This window comes from Arthrobacter sp. T2-23 (assembly GCF_055398325.1).
Genome location: NZ_AP027917.1, coordinates 127,339 through 142,523, shown reverse-complemented (window position 1 = coordinate 142,523; position 15,185 = coordinate 127,339). Strand labels below are relative to the sequence as shown.

The 15,185-nt window shown below is 68.2% G+C and carries 15 protein-coding genes; 1 reads left to right on the top strand and 14 read right to left on the bottom strand.

From position 1 onward, the window contains the following. Positions 1–81 precede the first annotated feature (81 nt). The gene (locus ACZ5Z0_RS00705) at positions 82–1,371 is read left to right on the top strand and encodes a PrsW family intramembrane metalloprotease (RefSeq protein ID WP_464109451.1); all 1,290 of its coding nucleotides are present in this window, start codon (positions 82–84) and stop codon (positions 1,369–1,371) included. A 110-nt stretch (positions 1,372–1,481) separates the two neighbouring features. Here ACZ5Z0_RS00705 and nusB read toward each other — a convergent pair whose 3' ends face one another. From nusB to ACZ5Z0_RS00635, 14 genes are all read right to left on the bottom strand, one after another. After that, positions 1,482–1,892, bottom strand: a complete 411-nt coding sequence (gene nusB, locus ACZ5Z0_RS00700; RefSeq protein WP_464109450.1) for a transcription antitermination factor NusB — start codon at positions 1,890–1,892, stop codon at positions 1,482–1,484. After that, the gene (gene efp / locus ACZ5Z0_RS00695) at positions 1,892–2,455 is read right to left on the bottom strand and encodes an elongation factor P (protein WP_138769231.1); all 564 of its coding nucleotides are present in this window, start codon (positions 2,453–2,455) and stop codon (positions 1,892–1,894) included. Before efp ends, nusB begins: the two co-directional genes overlap by 1 nt. Positions 2,456–2,600: 145 nt before the next feature. After that, positions 2,601–3,119, bottom strand: a complete 519-nt coding sequence (locus ACZ5Z0_RS00690) for a tetratricopeptide repeat protein (RefSeq protein WP_464109449.1) — start codon at positions 3,117–3,119, stop codon at positions 2,601–2,603. Further along, entirely contained in the window at positions 3,119–4,210 is a 1,092-nt protein-coding gene (gene aroB / locus ACZ5Z0_RS00685; RefSeq protein ID WP_138769229.1) for a 3-dehydroquinate synthase, read from the bottom strand. The genes ACZ5Z0_RS00690 and aroB overlap by 1 nt, the downstream gene beginning before the upstream one ends. Then, complete coding sequence (locus ACZ5Z0_RS00680; RefSeq protein WP_464110669.1) at positions 4,207–4,806, bottom strand: shikimate kinase; 600 nt, start codon at positions 4,804–4,806, stop codon at positions 4,207–4,209. Before ACZ5Z0_RS00680 ends, aroB begins: the two co-directional genes overlap by 4 nt. Positions 4,807–4,865: 59 nt before the next feature. After that, the gene (gene aroC / locus ACZ5Z0_RS00675; RefSeq protein ID WP_464109448.1) at positions 4,866–6,065 is read right to left on the bottom strand and encodes a chorismate synthase; all 1,200 of its coding nucleotides are present in this window, start codon (positions 6,063–6,065) and stop codon (positions 4,866–4,868) included. Positions 6,066–6,091: 26 nt separating this feature from the next. After that, a complete protein-coding gene (locus tag ACZ5Z0_RS00670; RefSeq protein ID WP_464109447.1) occupies positions 6,092–6,964 on the bottom strand; it encodes a shikimate dehydrogenase in 873 nt (290 codons plus the stop codon). Continuing rightward, positions 6,961–8,631: an endolytic transglycosylase MltG gene (gene mltG, locus ACZ5Z0_RS00665; RefSeq protein WP_464109446.1), complete on the bottom strand. Its 1,671-nt coding sequence runs from the start codon at positions 8,629–8,631 to the stop codon at positions 6,961–6,963. The genes ACZ5Z0_RS00670 and mltG overlap by 4 nt, the downstream gene beginning before the upstream one ends. Beyond that, complete coding sequence (ruvX, locus tag ACZ5Z0_RS00660; protein WP_464109445.1) at positions 8,612–9,226, bottom strand: Holliday junction resolvase RuvX; 615 nt, start codon at positions 9,224–9,226, stop codon at positions 8,612–8,614. The genes mltG and ruvX overlap by 20 nt, the downstream gene beginning before the upstream one ends. 7 nt (positions 9,227–9,233) lie before the next feature. Further along, complete coding sequence (alaS, locus tag ACZ5Z0_RS00655; RefSeq protein ID WP_464109444.1) at positions 9,234–11,912, bottom strand: alanine--tRNA ligase; 2,679 nt, start codon at positions 11,910–11,912, stop codon at positions 9,234–9,236. A 224-nt stretch (positions 11,913–12,136) separates the two neighbouring features. Next, on the bottom strand, positions 12,137–12,391 hold the full coding sequence (locus ACZ5Z0_RS00650; protein ID WP_261375034.1) for a DUF6167 family protein: 255 nt from the start codon (positions 12,389–12,391) through the stop codon (positions 12,137–12,139). 20 nt (positions 12,392–12,411) lie between these two features. Beyond that, complete coding sequence (locus ACZ5Z0_RS00645; RefSeq protein ID WP_464109443.1) at positions 12,412–12,786, bottom strand: DUF948 domain-containing protein; 375 nt, start codon at positions 12,784–12,786, stop codon at positions 12,412–12,414. Between the two features lie 147 nt (positions 12,787–12,933). Continuing rightward, a complete protein-coding gene (rpsD, locus tag ACZ5Z0_RS00640) occupies positions 12,934–13,560 on the bottom strand; it encodes a 30S ribosomal protein S4 (protein ID WP_091251848.1) in 627 nt (208 codons plus the stop codon). Between the two features lie 181 nt (positions 13,561–13,741). Continuing rightward, on the bottom strand, positions 13,742–15,175 hold the full coding sequence (locus tag ACZ5Z0_RS00635) for a replication-associated recombination protein A (RefSeq protein WP_464109442.1): 1,434 nt from the start codon (positions 15,173–15,175) through the stop codon (positions 13,742–13,744). Positions 15,176–15,185: the final 10 nt, after the last annotated feature.

The following is a 15,185-nucleotide window of genomic DNA, read 5'->3' as shown; positions in this document are numbered from 1 at the left end:
CGGCCCCGGACGGGGCGGCGTGCGTCACATCCGCGGCCCCGCGTCTTGGGCCCCCCGGCGCCAACCCCATAGGCTCGTGCCATGACGAGCTTCGACCCCCCGCCGGGCCGGCGGGCCCCGGACGGCCCGCCCCCGCAGCAGGCAAACCCCAGTTGGCTCGGCCAGGTCCAGCCGCAGGACTACCGGCCGGCGCCCGGCCTCGGCCACGCACCACTGCAGCTGCCCCCGGGCAACCGGCCGGACGGTTTCACGCGGGCGCAGCCGGTGCTGCCGCCGGCGGCCACCGCGCCGCGGGCACGCGCCTCGGCCGGGGTGGCGGCGTTGGTGCTGGGGGGCGGCGTCCTCGCCTTCGTGAGCCTGTTCCTGGTGCTGCCCTATCTGCTGGAGAACACCGGGCCGGGCGGCTTCGTGGTGGGGTTCCTCGCCTCGCTGCTGCCGCTCGGCTCGGTCCTGCTGGCCGTCCGCTACATCGACCGCTGGGAACCCGAGCCCAAGCGCCTGCTGTTCTTCGCCTTCGCCTGGGGCGCGCTCGTCTCGGTTGCCGTGACGATGCTGATCCAGCCGTTCTTCTCGCTCGCCGCGGGCCCGGCGTCCGGACTGGATTACCGGACGTTCGCCGTCACCGTCCAGGCGCCAGTGGTGGAGGAGTTCGCCAAATCGCTCGGGCTGTTGCTGCTGCTGGTCTTCGCCCGGAAGCAGTTCGACGGGCCGGTTGACGGCGTCGTTTTCGCACTCACCATTGCCGGCGGTTTCGCCTTCACCGAGAACATCCTGTATTTCGGCCGGGCCATCGCCGAGTCCAGCACCCCGGGCACCGATCTGGCCGTCGTCTTTTTCCTCCGCGGGGTGATGTCGCCCTTCGCGCACGCCATCTTCACCGGGAGCACCGGCCTCATCCTGGGCCTGGCCGCCCGCCGCTGGCACTCCGGGCTGACGCTCGTCGCGTTTCCGGTGGGGCTGGTCCCGGCCATGCTCCTGCACAGCGGCTGGAACTCCATGGGACAGGATTTCCTCGCGCAGTACCTCCTGGTCCAGGTGCCGATCTTCCTGCTCGCGGTGCTGGTTGTCGTCCTGTTGCGCGTCGCAGAGCGCCGGCTGACCCGTCAACGGCTCCAGGAGTATGCCGCGGCCGGCTGGTTCACCGGACCGGAGGTGGCCATGCTGGCGACCCCTGCGGGGCGCCGCTCGGCACGGCGCTGGGCCAGGTCGATTGGCCGGGCCCCGCAGATGAAGGCGTTCCTGCACGCCGCCACCCGGCTGGCCTTTATCCGCCAGCGGATCCTCAGCGGACGGGACGTTCCGGCGCACCAACTCGATGAGCAGCAGCAGCTCGCGGAGATCCGCGCCCTGCGCGACGCTGTGCTGCGCTGAGACCGTCGACGCCGCGGCGGCCCGAATTTGAGGCCGGAAACGCCAAGGGCCGGTGCCCGCCTCGCGGCGGGCACCGGCCCTTGGTTGTGGTTCGTGCAGCCAGCCGGTTGTCAGGCCAGCAGCGACGGCTTGAGCTGCTGCAGGCGGCCCAGCAGGCCGTTGATGAACTGCGGCGACTCGTCCGTCGAGAGCGTCTTGGCCAGTGCCACGGCCTCGCTCACCGCCACGCCGTCCGGGACGTCATCGTTGTAGAGCAGTTCCCAGGTGCCGATCCGCAGGATGATGCGGTCCACGGACGGCATCCGCTCCAGCGACCAGCCCTGCGAGTAGGTTTCCAGGAACTCGTCGATGGCCGCCTGGTGGGACACGACGCCCTCGACGATTTCCAAGGTGTACGGGTTGATGATCTGGTCCGTCTGTTCGCGACGGGAACGCAGCACATCGAATGCCGAAGTGGAGCGCTGCTCCGCTTCGAAGAGAACATCCAGGGCCCGGTTACGGGCCTTACCGCGTGCGCTCACTAGTCGTTGACCCGGCCAAGGTAGCTGCCGTCGCGGGTGTCGACCTTGACCTTGGTGTTGTTCTCGACGAACAGCGGCACCTGGATCTCGTAGCCGGTCTCGAGCGTGGCGGGCTTGGTGCCGGCGGAGGAGCGGTCACCTTGCAGGCCCGGCTCGGTGTAGGTGATTTCCAGCACGACGCTCGGCGGCAGTTCGATGTAGAGCGGGTTGCCCTCGTGGATGGCGATGTTGACCATCTGGTTCTCGAGCATGAAGTTGGTGGCGTCGCCGACGGTGGCGGCGGGCACGGTGAGCTGGTCGAAGTCCGAGGTGTCCATGAACACGTAGTCGGCGCCGTCCTGGTACAGGTACTGGTAGTCGCGGCGGTCAACAGTGGCGGTCTCGATCTTGAGTCCGGCGTTGAAGGTCTTGTCAACGACCTTGCCGGACATCACGTTGCGCATCTTGGTCCGAACGAACGCGCCACCCTTGCCGGGCTTGACGTGCTGGAACTCGATGATGTTCCAGAGCTGGCCCTCAAGCTTCAGCACGGTTCCGTTCTTGATGTCGTTAGTCGTTGCCACAGTATCCTCAGGTTTCCTCGTGGACTGGTTCTAGCTGCCAGCCGCTTATGCCAGGCAGGCCTGCCGATCGGGCCTGCCAGCGCGTATTTATCAAAAATCCAAGAACTATTCTACCGGTTTTGCCGGGCTGCTGCCGTACGGGCGGCTAGCAGGCCAGGTCCAGCACGTCCCGGGCGCGCTGCAGCGCCACCGTCGACGAGTAGATCAGCGACGCGTCCGCGGCGCCGGCCACGCGTAGGTCCAGGGCCTTGGCGAAGGATTCGACGGCGGCGGCAATGTTGCCGGCGGCGAAGTGCGAGCGGCCCAGATGCTGCCGCACGGTTGCCTCCTCCGGAGTGCCCAGCGCCTCGGCGAGGAGCTGGCGGTAGAGCTCGACGGCGCGGTCGAAGCGGTGCGATACGCGCAGGACCTCGGCCTCGAACATCCGCAGCCGGAAGGAGTCGGGGTCCTTGTACCGGGCCTCGGCCAGCAGTTCGGCGGCTTCGCCCGGGTGGCCCTCCACGAGGCGCACGAAGATCCGGTCCGTGGGATCGGTGGAGGCGGCCAGCGCGGCGGCGCAGGCTTCCTCATTGACGAGCTGCGGCATGAGGGTCTTCGGGTTGATCCGGATGCCGGGGAACCCGCCGTCGGGCCACTCGCTGGTGCCGGCGCTGTCGCTGGCCATCAGGACGCGATCTCCTGGTAGGCCGCGAACAGCAGCGAAGTGTCCGGGACGTCCAGGATGCCCGGGCGCCCGACGCCGTCGAGGACCACAAAGCGCAGCAGGTCGCCGCGGGACTTCTTGTCCCGCCGCATGCCGTCCAGCAGGGCCTGCCAGCGGTCACGGCGGTAACTGATGGGCAGGCCGAGGCTTTCCAGGATGTCCCGGTGCCGGTCGGCGTCGGCGTCGCTGAGCCGGCCCACGCTGCGGGCCAGTTCGGCCGCGAACATCATGCCCACCGAGACGGCGGCGCCGTGGCGCCATGAGTAGCGTTCAGCGAGTTCGATCGCGTGGCCCAGCGTGTGGCCGTAATTGAGGATCTCCCGCTGCCCGGTTTCCTTCAGGTCCTCGGAGACCACCCGGGCCTTAACTGCGATGGCGCGTTCGATCAGTTCCCGCAGGGTGTCCGAGCGGGGATCGGACACGGCGGCGGGGTCCTTCTCGATGAGCTCGAGGATGGCCGGGTCCGCGATGAAACCGCACTTGATGACCTCGGCCATGCCGGAGATCATTTCGTTCTTCGGCAGCGTGTCCAGTGTGTCCAGGTCCGCGAGGACGCCGGCCGGCGGGTGGAAGACGCCCACAAGGTTTTTGCCCTCGGCCGTGTTGATGCCGGTCTTGCCGCCGACGGCCGCGTCCACCATGCCGAGCAGGCTCGTGGGCATGTGGATGACCTTGACGCCGCGCAGCCAGGTCGCGGCCACGAAGCCGGCAAGGTCGGTCACCGCTCCCCCGCCAACGGCGACGATCGCGTCGGAGCGGGTGAAATCGTTCTGGCCCAGTACCTGCCAGCAGAACGAGGCCACCTCGATGTGCTTGCCCTCTTCGGCGTCGGGGATTTCGGCCGTCAGTGCCGTGAAACCGGCGGTGGACAGTTCTTCCCGGACTGCGTCGCCGGTGAGCCGCAGCGCGCGCGGGTGGATGACCAGGACGCGCTTGACGCGCTCGCCCAGCAGACCGGGAAGTCCGGCCAGCAGCCCGCGGCCCACGACGACGTCGTAGTTCTCCCCCGGGGTCTGTCCGGTGACTTTGATGACGGTTGATTCGTTGTTCACTTTTCAACTTCCTTTGTCGCTGCTGGGGCGGGTGCAGGTGCGGCGTGTGCGGCAGCGAGCTGCTCCAGCGCATCTTCAAGCCGGTGCGCGAGGTCCGCGACGGAACCGCTCCGGACGTCGAGCACCAGGTCGGCGAGCCGTTCGTAGATCGGCTGGCGGGTGGCGAAAAGCGCGCGCCAGCGCTCCATCGCATCCCCGGCCAGGAGCGGGCGCCCGGAGTTCCGGGCGATCCGTTCGGAGACGGTGTCGGCATCGCATTCGAGGTAAACCACGGTGCAGCCGGCGAGCAGCTGCTGGGTTCCCGAGTCCAGCACCGCCCCGCCGCCAAGGGAGATGACTGTGTTGGTGCCTGCGGCGTTGCTGCCTGCGGCGTTGCTGCCTGCGGCGTTGGTGCCTGCGGCGTTGGTGCCGGCCGCCTCCTCGATGGCGTGCGCTACGGCCCGGGCCTCCAGCTCGCGGAAGGCACACTCCCCCCGGCCGGCGAAAATCTCCGCGATGGTCCCGTGCTGGGCCACGACCTCTGCGTCGGTGTCCACGAAGCGGGCGCCGAGGTGCTGGGCCAGTTGCTGCCCGATCGCGGACTTGCCGACCGCCATCGGGCCGATCAGCACAACCGGACGGTTCTGTGGCTTACGCCTGTTTTTGTGCGGTGGCACTAGTGCCCTATCGAGTCCAGGGACGCCGGAATGTTGTCCAGGTAACCCTTGATATTGCGGGCGGTCTCCTGCACGGAGTCGCCGCCGAACTTTTCCGTGACCGCCTCGGCGAGGACCAGTGCCACCATCGCCTCGGCCACGACGCCGGCGGCCGGCACCGCACAGACATCCGAGCGCTGGTGGTGGGCCTTGGCGGCCTCCCCGGTGCTGACGTCAACCGTCTTGAGCGCACGCGGCACCGTCGCGATGGGCTTCATGGCCGCGCGGACGCGGAGCACATCGCCGATGCTCATGCCGCCCTCGATCCCGCCGGCGCGGTTCGACGTGCGGATGATCCGGCCGTCAGCGTCCTTGACGATTTCGTCGTGGGCGGCGGAGCCGCGGCGCGCGGCGGTGAGGAAGCCGTCCCCGACTTCCACGCCCTTGATCGCCTGGATGCCCATCAGCGCAGCGGCCAGGCGCGAGTCGAGGCGCCGGTCCCAGTGGACGTAGCTGCCCAGTCCCGGGGGCAGCCCGTAGGCGAGGACTTCGACGACCCCGCCGAGGGTTTCGCCTTCCTTGTGCGCCACGTCCACTTCGGCGACCATGGCATCGGAGGTTTCGCGGTCGAAGCAGCGGAGCGGGTCGGCGTCGAGGGCCAGCACGTTGTCCGGTACCGGCAACGGCCGGCCTTCCGGGACGGACACGCTGGCGATGGCGACCGTGTGGGAGACGAGTTTGATGCCGAGCTGCTCGAGGAAGGCGGCGGCGACGGCCCCGAGGGCGACGCGGGTGGCGGTTTCCCGGGCGCTGGCGCGCTCCAGGACCGGCCTGGCCTCGTCGAAGCCGTACTTCTGCATGCCGGTGAAGTCGGCGTGGCCCGGGCGCGGGCGGGTGAGAGGAGCGTTGCGGGCCTGGTCGGCGAGGACCTCGGGGTCCACCGGGTCGGCAGACATGATCTGCTCCCATTTGGGCCATTCGGTGTTTCCGACCTGGATAGCGACGGGGCCGCCCTGGGTCAGCCCGTGGCGGACGCCGCCGAGCACCGTGACGACGTCTTGTTCAAACTTCATCCGGGCACCACGGCCGTAGCCGAGCCGCCGGCGGGCCAGCGCCTCGACGATCCGGGTGCTGGTGAGCTCAACACCGGCGGGGACGCCTTCGATAATTCCGACCAGGGCCGGGCCATGGGATTCTCCGGCAGTCAACCAACGCAACATACGATCCATCCTGCCATGCATGGCACTTAGAACACCCGTCGGGGCGCCCCGACTGCGTCACACATCACATCTATGACTTCGGCCGGGAGGGGGCCTGCGAAGCCGGTGAAGAGGCGCACCTGCTCGACCGCCTGGTAGAGCAGCATCTCGAGGCCAGGCACCACTCTTCCGCCCGCTTCCGTCCAGGCCGCCGCGATCCGGCTGGGCCACGGATCGTAGGCGACATCCAGGAGCACCCTGCCGGCCGTGCCGCTGTTAGCGGCCAATGCTGCGGCGAGCTCCGCTGCCAGCGGGTCCGCGGCACGGGGCGGGAAGGTACTGACCACGACGTCGGCGGCCGCAAGCGCCGGCGCCGCAGCGGCCAGCGGCAACACCTGCAGGTCGAGCCCGACGGCGGCGGCCGCGGCGCGGGCTTCGACGGCACGGCCGACGTCCCGGACGAAGACCGCTGCGGCCGGGGCGCCGAGTTCCTTCAGGGCGGCCACGGCGGCCGCCGCGGTTCCGCCGCCGCCGAGGATGGCGGCGGACGGCTCCGCGGGCACTCCGGCGTACCGGAGGGCGTTCACGATCCCCGCGACGTCGGTGTTGTAGCCGATCAGCCGGGCCGTGGCCGGGCCGGATTCGAAGGCGACGGTGTTGATGACGCCCAGTTGGCGGGCCACGCCGCGGATCTCGTCCACCTCGGCGGCCATCGCGCTCTTAAGCGGCATGGTCACGGACAGCCCGCGCCAGCGTCCGTCCCCGCGCACCCCGGCCATAAAGCCGGGGAGCGCGTCGACGGTCACGTCGATGGCCTCATACGCCAGATCGGCGCCGAGCTCGGCATAGGCGGCACGGTGCAGGGCCGGGGACTTCGAGTGGATGATGGGATGGCCGAGGACGGCAGCCCGCAAGGTCATACGCAGCGGTTGGGGTTGGCGTCACACCAGGCGTTGTACTTGGCCACATTGACGTTGTGCTCCGCCAGGGTCTTCGCGAACTTCGTCTCCTTGGTGTCCAGGTTGATGGTCACCCAGTAGAGGTAGTCGTTGGTCTTAGGCTTGGCGGCAGCGTCGATGGCCGTCTTGCCCGGCGAACCGATAGGTCCCGCCGGCAAGCCGACGTTTGCGTACGTGTTGTACGGGTTGGCCTTGTCCGCCTTCTGCTTCTCGTCAATGTGGAAGCTCCGGATTCCCAGCCCGTAGGTCACCGTGGCGTCGGACTGGATCAGGCCGTTGGTCTCGGTGTTGTTGGGCTTGAGCCGGTTGTAGATGGCACCGGCCACGTCCCCGTATTCGGCCTGGCCGCCCTCGGCCTGAACAATGCTGGCCACCGTGACGACGTCGTACTGCTTGGCGGGATCGGTGACCCCCTGGGACTTGAGCTCGTCGAGCGTGCTTCCGACGAGCTTCGTCAGCACCTCCTTGCCGGTGGTCCCGACCGGGAACCGGTATTCGCCGGGGAACAGGAAGCCTTCGAGGTTCTTGGCCTTGGCCGGAACGCCGAACTGGGCCGGCGAATCGCTGAGCGCCTTCAGTTCCGACACCGAGACCCCGGTGCCCGCCGAAATGGCCTGCAGCGATTCTCCGATGCGCATGCCGGCGCTCAGCGCGAAGTACATGATCTTGCCCTGGTCCTTGCTCAGCAGGGCGGCCACGGCGTCCGCGTTGTTCATTTCCTTGCGCATCGTGAACGTCCCCGGGCTAAGCGCCCCGCCGGAGGAAGCGAACTGCTTCAGGAAGGAATCCGAGTTGGCAATGACCTTCTTGGACTGCAGGTCGGCGGCGACGGACTTGGGGCCGGCACCCGCCGGGACGGTGATGGTCACTTCGCCGGTGCCCGGGCCCGGGTAGTCGGCAACGGTGTCGCCGCCGAGCAGGGGCTTGATGAACTGGGCGCCGACGACGATCGCGACCACAAAGACGGCCAGGGTCAGGACCAGGGCGAGGAAGCGGCGGCGCCGGCGGACCTTCTTGGACGGACCCTTGGCGGTGGGGATGGAGGCGGCTCCGGCCAGCGGTGTGTGGTCTGCGTCGTCGTCGTACGCGTGGTGGCCCTCGTCGTCGGGGTGCGCAGCGTAGGCCGGGGCGTAGTCGGCCGGGTGGTGGGAATCGTAGCCGTACTGCAGTTCGTCGGCGCGGCGCAGGGTTTCTTCGCGGGACATCCCGCCGGAATATTCGTGGACGAGCTCCTCGTGCGCGGGCTCGTGGTGGACAGGCTCCTCGGCGGCCTCGTGGGCCGGCTCCTCGTGGGCGGCCGCGGGGACGGGTTCCTGGTACACCGGCTGGCGGACGGGCTCTTCGAGGAGGGGTTCCTCGCGCACCGGTTCGTGCACCGGTTCGTGGACCGTCGGAGCGGCCTCCGGCAGTTCCGGGCTGGCGGCGGCGGTTTCCCGGCCGCCGTCGTGGGCCTGGGAAGCCTGCGCCTCGGGCGCTTCGCGGCCGGTCTCGAAGGCCTGGGGCGGGATGACGTCCTGGCCCTGAGTCGCCAGGGACTTTTCCTGCGCCCTGATTTCCTTGCGCGTCAGCGGACGGCCGGCTCCGCTGTTGGCAACACCAGAGGAGTTGTCATTGTTGACCGGGCTCACTGTAGCCTTCCGTTTTGTGCAGAATGCGTTGTGCAGAATGCGTGTTTACTGCCGGGGCGGCTTGGTCGCCGCTTCCGGTCGGCCCCGGAGGGAGGTCCGCGCTGACGCGGCTACCTACATCCGTTCCCCTGGCCTTTTGCATATCGATCGCATGCTGCAGGATACCTGCTGCCGCAACCTGATCCACTACTTTACGGTGGTCCCTGCTGCTCATGCCAGCTTGGTGCAGGTTGCGGTGGGCTGTCACGGAGCTCAGCCGCTCGTCAACCAACCTCACGGGCACCTCGGATCCGGCCTCGAATAGTTTACCGATCAGTAGCTTGGCATACTCGGTGGCCATTCGTGCGGAAGCGTGCTCCTCGCCTTTCATCGTGCGCGGCAGGCCGACAAAAATCTCCACCGCGCCCAGCTCGACGGCCAGCTTTGCGAGGATCGCCACATCGGTGTTTTTCTTCGCGTTGCGGTCCAGCGTCCGCAGCGGCGTGGCGAGGATGCCGTCCCGGTCACAGACCGCGACGCCCACCCGCACGGTGCCGACGTCTACCCCAAGTTTCACACCCTGGGGGTAGGCGCCGGGCACGGCAGAGTCAGTCATTCGCGGGCTAGCGCTTGGTGATGGCGTCCACGACAGCCGCGAGGGCCGCGCCGACCTTGGACGCGTCCGTGCCGCCGCCCTGGGCCACGTCGTCTTTGCCGCCGCCGCCGCCGCCGAGGATGCCAGCTGCGAGGCGGACCAAGGCGCCGGCCTTAACACCCGCGGCGCGGGCGGCCTCGTTGGTGGCGATCAGGATGACGGGACGGTCGTTGCTGACGCCGGCCACCGCCACGGCGGCGGCCTCCGAGCCGAGCCGGGTCCGCAGGTCCAGGGCGAGGCCGCGGAGGTCATCGGCGCCACTGACCGCACCGGCGTCGTGGGCGATGACCTTGACGCCGGCAGCGTCCTTGGCCGTGCCCACCAGCTGGGCGGCTGCGGCGGTGAGCTGTTCCTTACGCAGCCGCTCAAGCTCCTTCTCGGCCGCCTTGAGCTTCGCCAGGGTCCCGGCGATCCGCTCGGTGAGCAGGCCGGAGGGAACCTTGAGCATCTCGGTGAGTTCGGTCACGAGGGCCCGCTCGGCGGCGAGGTGGCGGAACGCGTCCATACCGACGAAGGCCTCGACGCGGCGGTTTCCCGACCCGACGGACTGCTCGCCGAGCAGGGACAGGCTGCCGATTAGCGAGGTGTTGGACACGTGCGTGCCGCCGCAGAGTTCGCGCGACCACGCGCCGTCGATCTCCACGACGCGAACCTCGTTGCCGTAGTTCTCGCCGAACAGTGCCATGGCACCGAGGGCCTTGGCTTCGGCCAGTCCCATCACCTTGGTTTGCACCTGGAAGTTATTGCGGATGGCGATGTTGGAGACTTCTTCGATTTCGGAGCGGGTCGCGGCGCTGAGGCCCTCGCCCCAGGCGAAGTCGAAGCGGAGGTAGCCGGCCTTGTTGAAGGAACCGCGCTGCAGGGCTTCCGGGCCGAGGATCTGGTGCAGGGCGGCGTGCACGATGTGCGTGCCGGTGTGCGCCTGCTCGGCGGCGTGCCGACGTTCCCGGTCCACGGCGGCCAAAACCAGCGAGTCGACACCGATTTCGCCTTCGCGGACGATGGCCTTGTGCACGCTCAGTCCCTTGATGGGGCGCTGGACGTCCAGGACCTCGACGACGAAGCCGTCACCGGTGATCAGGCCGGTGTCTGCCGCCTGCCCGCCGGCCTCGGCGTAGAACGGGGTCTCGGCGAGGACGAGTTCGATTTCCTCGCCGGTGGACGCCTGGGAGACCTTCCGGCCGCCGGCCAGGATGCCGCGGACCTTGGACTCGCCTGCGAGCTCGGTGTAGCCGGTGAAGACCGTCTCACCCGCGGCCAGCAGCTCCTGGAAGGCACTGAGGTCCGCGTGTGCGCCCTTCTTGCCCTTGGCATCGGCCTGCGCACGCTGGCGCTGTTCCAGCATGAGTTTGCGGAACTCGGGCTCATCGACCTTGAGCCCGGCTTCCTCGGCCATTTCCAGCGTGAGGTCGATCGGGAAGCCGTAGGTGTCATGCAGGGCGAAGGCATCGGCGCCGGAAAGCGGCTGGCCGGCGGCCTTGGATTCCTTGACGGCGTCCTCGAGGCGCGCGGTGCCGGAAGCGATGGTGCGCAGGAACGCCTTCTCCTCGGCGTACGCGATCCGGCTGATCCGGTCGAAATCGGTCTCCACCACCGGGTAGACGCCCTTCATGGCGTCACGGGAGGCGGGCAGCAGTTCGGGCAGGCAGGCCTTCTCGACGCCGAGCAGGCGCATGGAGCGCACGGCGCGGCGGATCAGGCGGCGCAGCACGTAGCCCCGGCCCTCGTTGGAGGGGGTGACGCCGTCGGCGATCAGCATCAGGGCCGAGCGGATGTGGTCGGCCACGACGCGCATCCGGACGTCGTCCGTGTGGTGCGGGTCCTCGGGGGTCTCGGCGGAGGTGTACTCCTTGCCGGAGAGCGCGGCGGCCTTGTCGATCACAGGGCGGACCTGGTCAGTCTCGTACATGTTCTCGACGCCCTGCAGGATCATCGCAAGGCGTTCCATGCCGAGGCCGGTGTCGATGTTCTTCTTCGGCAGTTCCCCAGTGATGTCGAAGTCCACCTTGGAGCGCACGTTGTCGATCTGGTACTGCATGAACACGAGGTTCCAGATTTCGATGTACCGGGTCTCGTCGGCCAGCGGACCGCCCTCGATGCCGTAGGCGGGTCCGCGGTCGTAGTAGATCTCCGAGCAGGGTCCGGCGGGGCCCGGCTGGCCGGTGGACCAGTAGTTGTCCGCCTTGCCCATCCGCTGGATCCGCTCGGCCGGGACGCCGGTGTTCTTCAGCCAGAGTTCCTTGGCCTCGTCGTCCTCTTCGTAGACAGTGACCCAGAGCCGCTCGGGCGGCAGGCCGTAGCCGCCGTCGTCGACGCTGGTGGTGAGCAGTTCCCAGGCGAACTTGATGGCGTCTTCCTTGAAGTAATCGCCAAAGGAGAAGTTGCCGCACATCTGGAAGAACGTGCCGTGCCGGGCGGTCTTGCCGACTTCCTCGATGTCGCCGGTGCGGATGCACTTCTGCACGCTGGTCGCCCGGTTGTACGGGGCTTCCTCACGCGCGGTCAGGTACGGGATGAACGGCACCATGCCGGCCACGGTGAACAGCAGGGACGGGTCGCTGGAGACCAGGGAGGCGGAGGGAACCGCCGTGTGGCCCTTGCTGACGAAAAAGTCGATCCAGCGCTTGGTGATCTCCTGCGACTTCATAACCTGGTTTCTTACCCTTCAATATTCACTGTGTTGCTTATGTTCACTGCGTTTACATTCACTGTGCTTAAGTTCACTGTGTTTACGTTCACTGTGTTTACGTTCACTGTGCTTACGTTCACTGCGTTATCGGTTCGCGCGTCTCCGCGGAACGGTCTGGTTGCGGCCTGCGGCCGTGTGGGCGGGCCGTCATGGGCACCGCCTTCTCCTCAATTGTCCCCCGGCTAGCGCCGGACTACATCCCGGCCTGCGACGCCCGTCTCGACGTCAGTGTCGATGCCGAGGGCGGAGCGGAGTTCAGTCTCCCGCTCCCGCATGCCGACGCGGACGGCATCGGCGAAGTCGTAGACTCCGTCGGCGAGCCGGCCGACCGCCCGGTTCAGGCCTTCGGGGCCGAGCGTGGACTGCGCTTCGGTGAGCTTGCGGAATGCGATAACGCCGATCGCGACGCCGATGCCCATCCAGATGATTCTGTTCATGTCAGTTCCTGTCAGGGTGCTCAGCGGCTGCGGCGGCCGGTGGCGGGCTTTTTGCGGGCGGAGAAGGCGGACCGCACACCGTAGCTGAACGCGGCGACCTTGATCAGCGGGGAGCCGACGGTCGCGGCGACGAGCGAGGAGAGCGCCGAGATGTTCGCCGAGGCGTCGGAGACGTTGGACGCGATCCCGTCAACCTTCTTCAGCTGCTGGTTGGTGGTGGAGACGGTGGCGATGACTTCATCCATGAGCGGGGTGGCGCCGTCGCTGATCGAGCGGATGCTGCTGCGCACCTCGTCGAACACTCCGCCGAGCTTGAGGATGGGCACGGCGAGCAGCAGGACCAGCAGTGCAAACACAGCGGCCGCGATCAGGCCGGCAATATCGCCACCAGACATAGACGTTCATCTCCTTGAAACTACGTGGATTCCTGCATGGTCCTCCGGCTGCCGGGCGCGGCACACGGAGAACTCCCCCAAGTACCTTACATACAAAGAAGCCCGCGGCGCTTGCCACGGGCTTCTTTGTAAGGTGTCGCGCTGGATCTAGCGTGCGTAGAATTCCACGACGAGCTGCTCTTCGCAGGTCACGGGGATTTCGGAGCGCTTGGGGCGACGGACCAGGCGTGCCTGCAGGGCGTCGAGCTTGACGTCCAGGTAGGCCGGAACCATCGGCAGTACGTCGCGGTGTGCGCCGGCTGCTGCCACCTGGAACGGAGGCATGGTCTCGCTGCGGCTGTGGACGTGGACCAGCTGGCCCTCACCGACGCGGAAAGACGGGCGGTCAACGCGGATGCCGTCAACGAGGATGTGGCGGTGCACAACCAGCTGGCGGGCCTGGGCGATGGTGCGGGCGAAGCCGGCACGCAGCACGAGGGCGTCGAGACGCATTTCGAGCAGTTCGATCAGGTTTTCACCGGTCAGGCCCTTGGTGCGGCGTGCTTCTTCGAAGGCACGGGTCATCTGGGCTTCGCGGATGCCGTACTGGGCGCGCAGACGCTGCTTTTCGCGCAGACGTACGGCGTAGTCGGAGTCCTGCTTCTTGCGGGCACGGCCATGCTCACCGGGGCCGTACGGGCGGCGCTCCATGTACTTGGCGGCCTTGGGGGTCAGAGCGATGCCGAGTGCACGCGAGAGGCGTGCGGTGCGGCGAGCACGAGTGTTGTTAGCCACTTGTGTCCTTCCAATATCTGCGGTGTGTCAGTGTTACTGGCCTCCACGATGGAGAGCATCGGCCAACCGCTGCCTTTTGCTACTGGGCACAGGGCAAACCCCTCACATCAGCAGGAACTGCCGAAAACTGGTGGATTGTGCGTCCGTGCCTTGCCAGACAACGATCCATCCTACCAGAGGATCACTTGCCCCGGATGATCCTCCGCAGCCGTTCCAGCCGGGTCGAGATATCGCGTTCGGCGCCGTTGCCGGTGGGTTCGTAGTAGTTGCGGCCCACGAGGTCGTCCGGCGGGTACTGCTGGGTGGCCACGGCGTGGGGCGCGTCGTGCGCGTACTTGTAGCCCTTGCCGTGCCCCAGTTGCTTGGACCCGGGATAGTGGGCGTCGCGCAGGTGCGCCGGGATGCCGTTGCCGAGGCCGGCGCGGACGTCGGCGATCGCCTGGTTGATCCCCATGTACGCGGCGTTGGACTTGGGTGCGGTGGCGAGGTGGACAACGGCCTCGGCCAGGATGATGCGCCCCTCCGGCATGCCGATCAGCTGCACGGCCTGGGCCGCGGCGACCGCGGTCTGCAGTGCCGTGGGGTCGGCCATGCCGACGTCCTCGGCCGCGGAGATCACGATCCGGCGGGCCACGAACCGGGGGTCCTCCCCCGCCTCCAGCATCCGGGCGAGATAGTGCAGCGCGGCGTCGACGTCGGATCCGCGGATGGATTTGATGAACGCGCTGGCGACGTCGTAGTGCTGGTCTCCGGCGCGGTCGTAGCGCACCGAGGCGACGTCGAGGGCGCGTTCGGTGTGCTTGAGTTCGATCGTCACGGGAGTTTCCCCGGCGGGCCCGTCGTCCGCGTCCCCGAACGCGACGCCCGCCGCGGCCTCCAGTGCCGTCAGGGCACGGCGCGCGTCGCCGCCGGAGAGCCGGACCAGGTGGGCCAGGGCCTCGTCGCCCAGCTCCACCTTCCCGCCCAGGCCGCGCGGATCCGTCGCGGCCCGCCGCAGCAGCCCTTCGACGTCGGCGTCGGTCAGCGGCTTCAGCGTCAGCAGCAGCGAGCGGGACAACAGCGGGGAGACGACCGAGAAGGAGGGGTTTTCCGTGGTGGCCGCGACCAGGACCACCCAGCGGTTCTCGACGCCGGGCAGCAGCGCGTCCTGCTGGGCCTTGTTGAAGCGGTGGATCTCGTCCAGGAACAGCACGGTCGTGGTCTTGTACAGGTCGCGTGCGGTGAGGGCCTCGTCCATCACACGCCGGACGTCCTTCACCCCGGCGGTGATGGCGGAGAGCTCGACGAACTTGCGGCCCGGGCCCTTGGCGATGACATGCGCGAGGGTGGTCTTGCCGGTGCCGGGAGGTCCCCAGAGAATCAGTGAGCTCGGCCCGGCCGGCCCGGTGGCATCGCTGCCGGCCGCGAGCTGCCGCAGCGGCGAACCCTGGCCGAGGAGGTGCTGCTGGCCCACGACGTCATCCAGGCTGCGCGGCCGCATCCGGACGGCGAGCGGACTGCGCGGCGCGGAACGTCCCGCGGTGCCGCCCGGAGAGCTGCCGACGCCCGACTCTTCGGCGTCGCCGTCGTCGTTTGCGGACGCGTTGTCCTGCCCTGCGCCAAAGAGATCATCCACATAGATAGGC

Bases quoted from the DNA above. Each gene is read 5' to 3' on its own strand.
- ACZ5Z0_RS00705 (WP_464109451.1), top strand. From the start codon at position 82: ATGACGAGCTTCGACCCCCCGCCGGGCCGGCGGGCCCCGGACGGCCCG.
- ACZ5Z0_RS00690 (WP_464109449.1), bottom strand. From the start codon at position 3,119: ATGGCCAGCGACAGCGCCGGCACCAGCGAGTGGCCCGACGGCGGGTTC.
- ACZ5Z0_RS00680 (WP_464110669.1), bottom strand. From the start codon at position 4,806: ATGGCGGTCGGCAAGTCCGCGATCGGGCAGCAACTGGCCCAGCACCTC.
- aroC (WP_464109448.1), bottom strand. From the start codon at position 6,065: ATGTTGCGTTGGTTGACTGCCGGAGAATCCCATGGCCCGGCCCTGGTC.
- ACZ5Z0_RS00670 (WP_464109447.1), bottom strand. From the start codon at position 6,964: ATGACCTTGCGGGCTGCCGTCCTCGGCCATCCCATCATCCACTCGAAG.
- ruvX (WP_464109445.1), bottom strand. From the start codon at position 9,226: ATGACTGACTCTGCCGTGCCCGGCGCCTACCCCCAGGGTGTGAAACTT.
- alaS (WP_464109444.1), bottom strand. From the start codon at position 11,912: ATGAAGTCGCAGGAGATCACCAAGCGCTGGATCGACTTTTTCGTCAGC.
- ACZ5Z0_RS00650 (WP_261375034.1), bottom strand. From the start codon at position 12,391: ATGAACAGAATCATCTGGATGGGCATCGGCGTCGCGATCGGCGTTATC.
- ACZ5Z0_RS00645 (WP_464109443.1), bottom strand. From the start codon at position 12,786: ATGTCTGGTGGCGATATTGCCGGCCTGATCGCGGCCGCTGTGTTTGCA.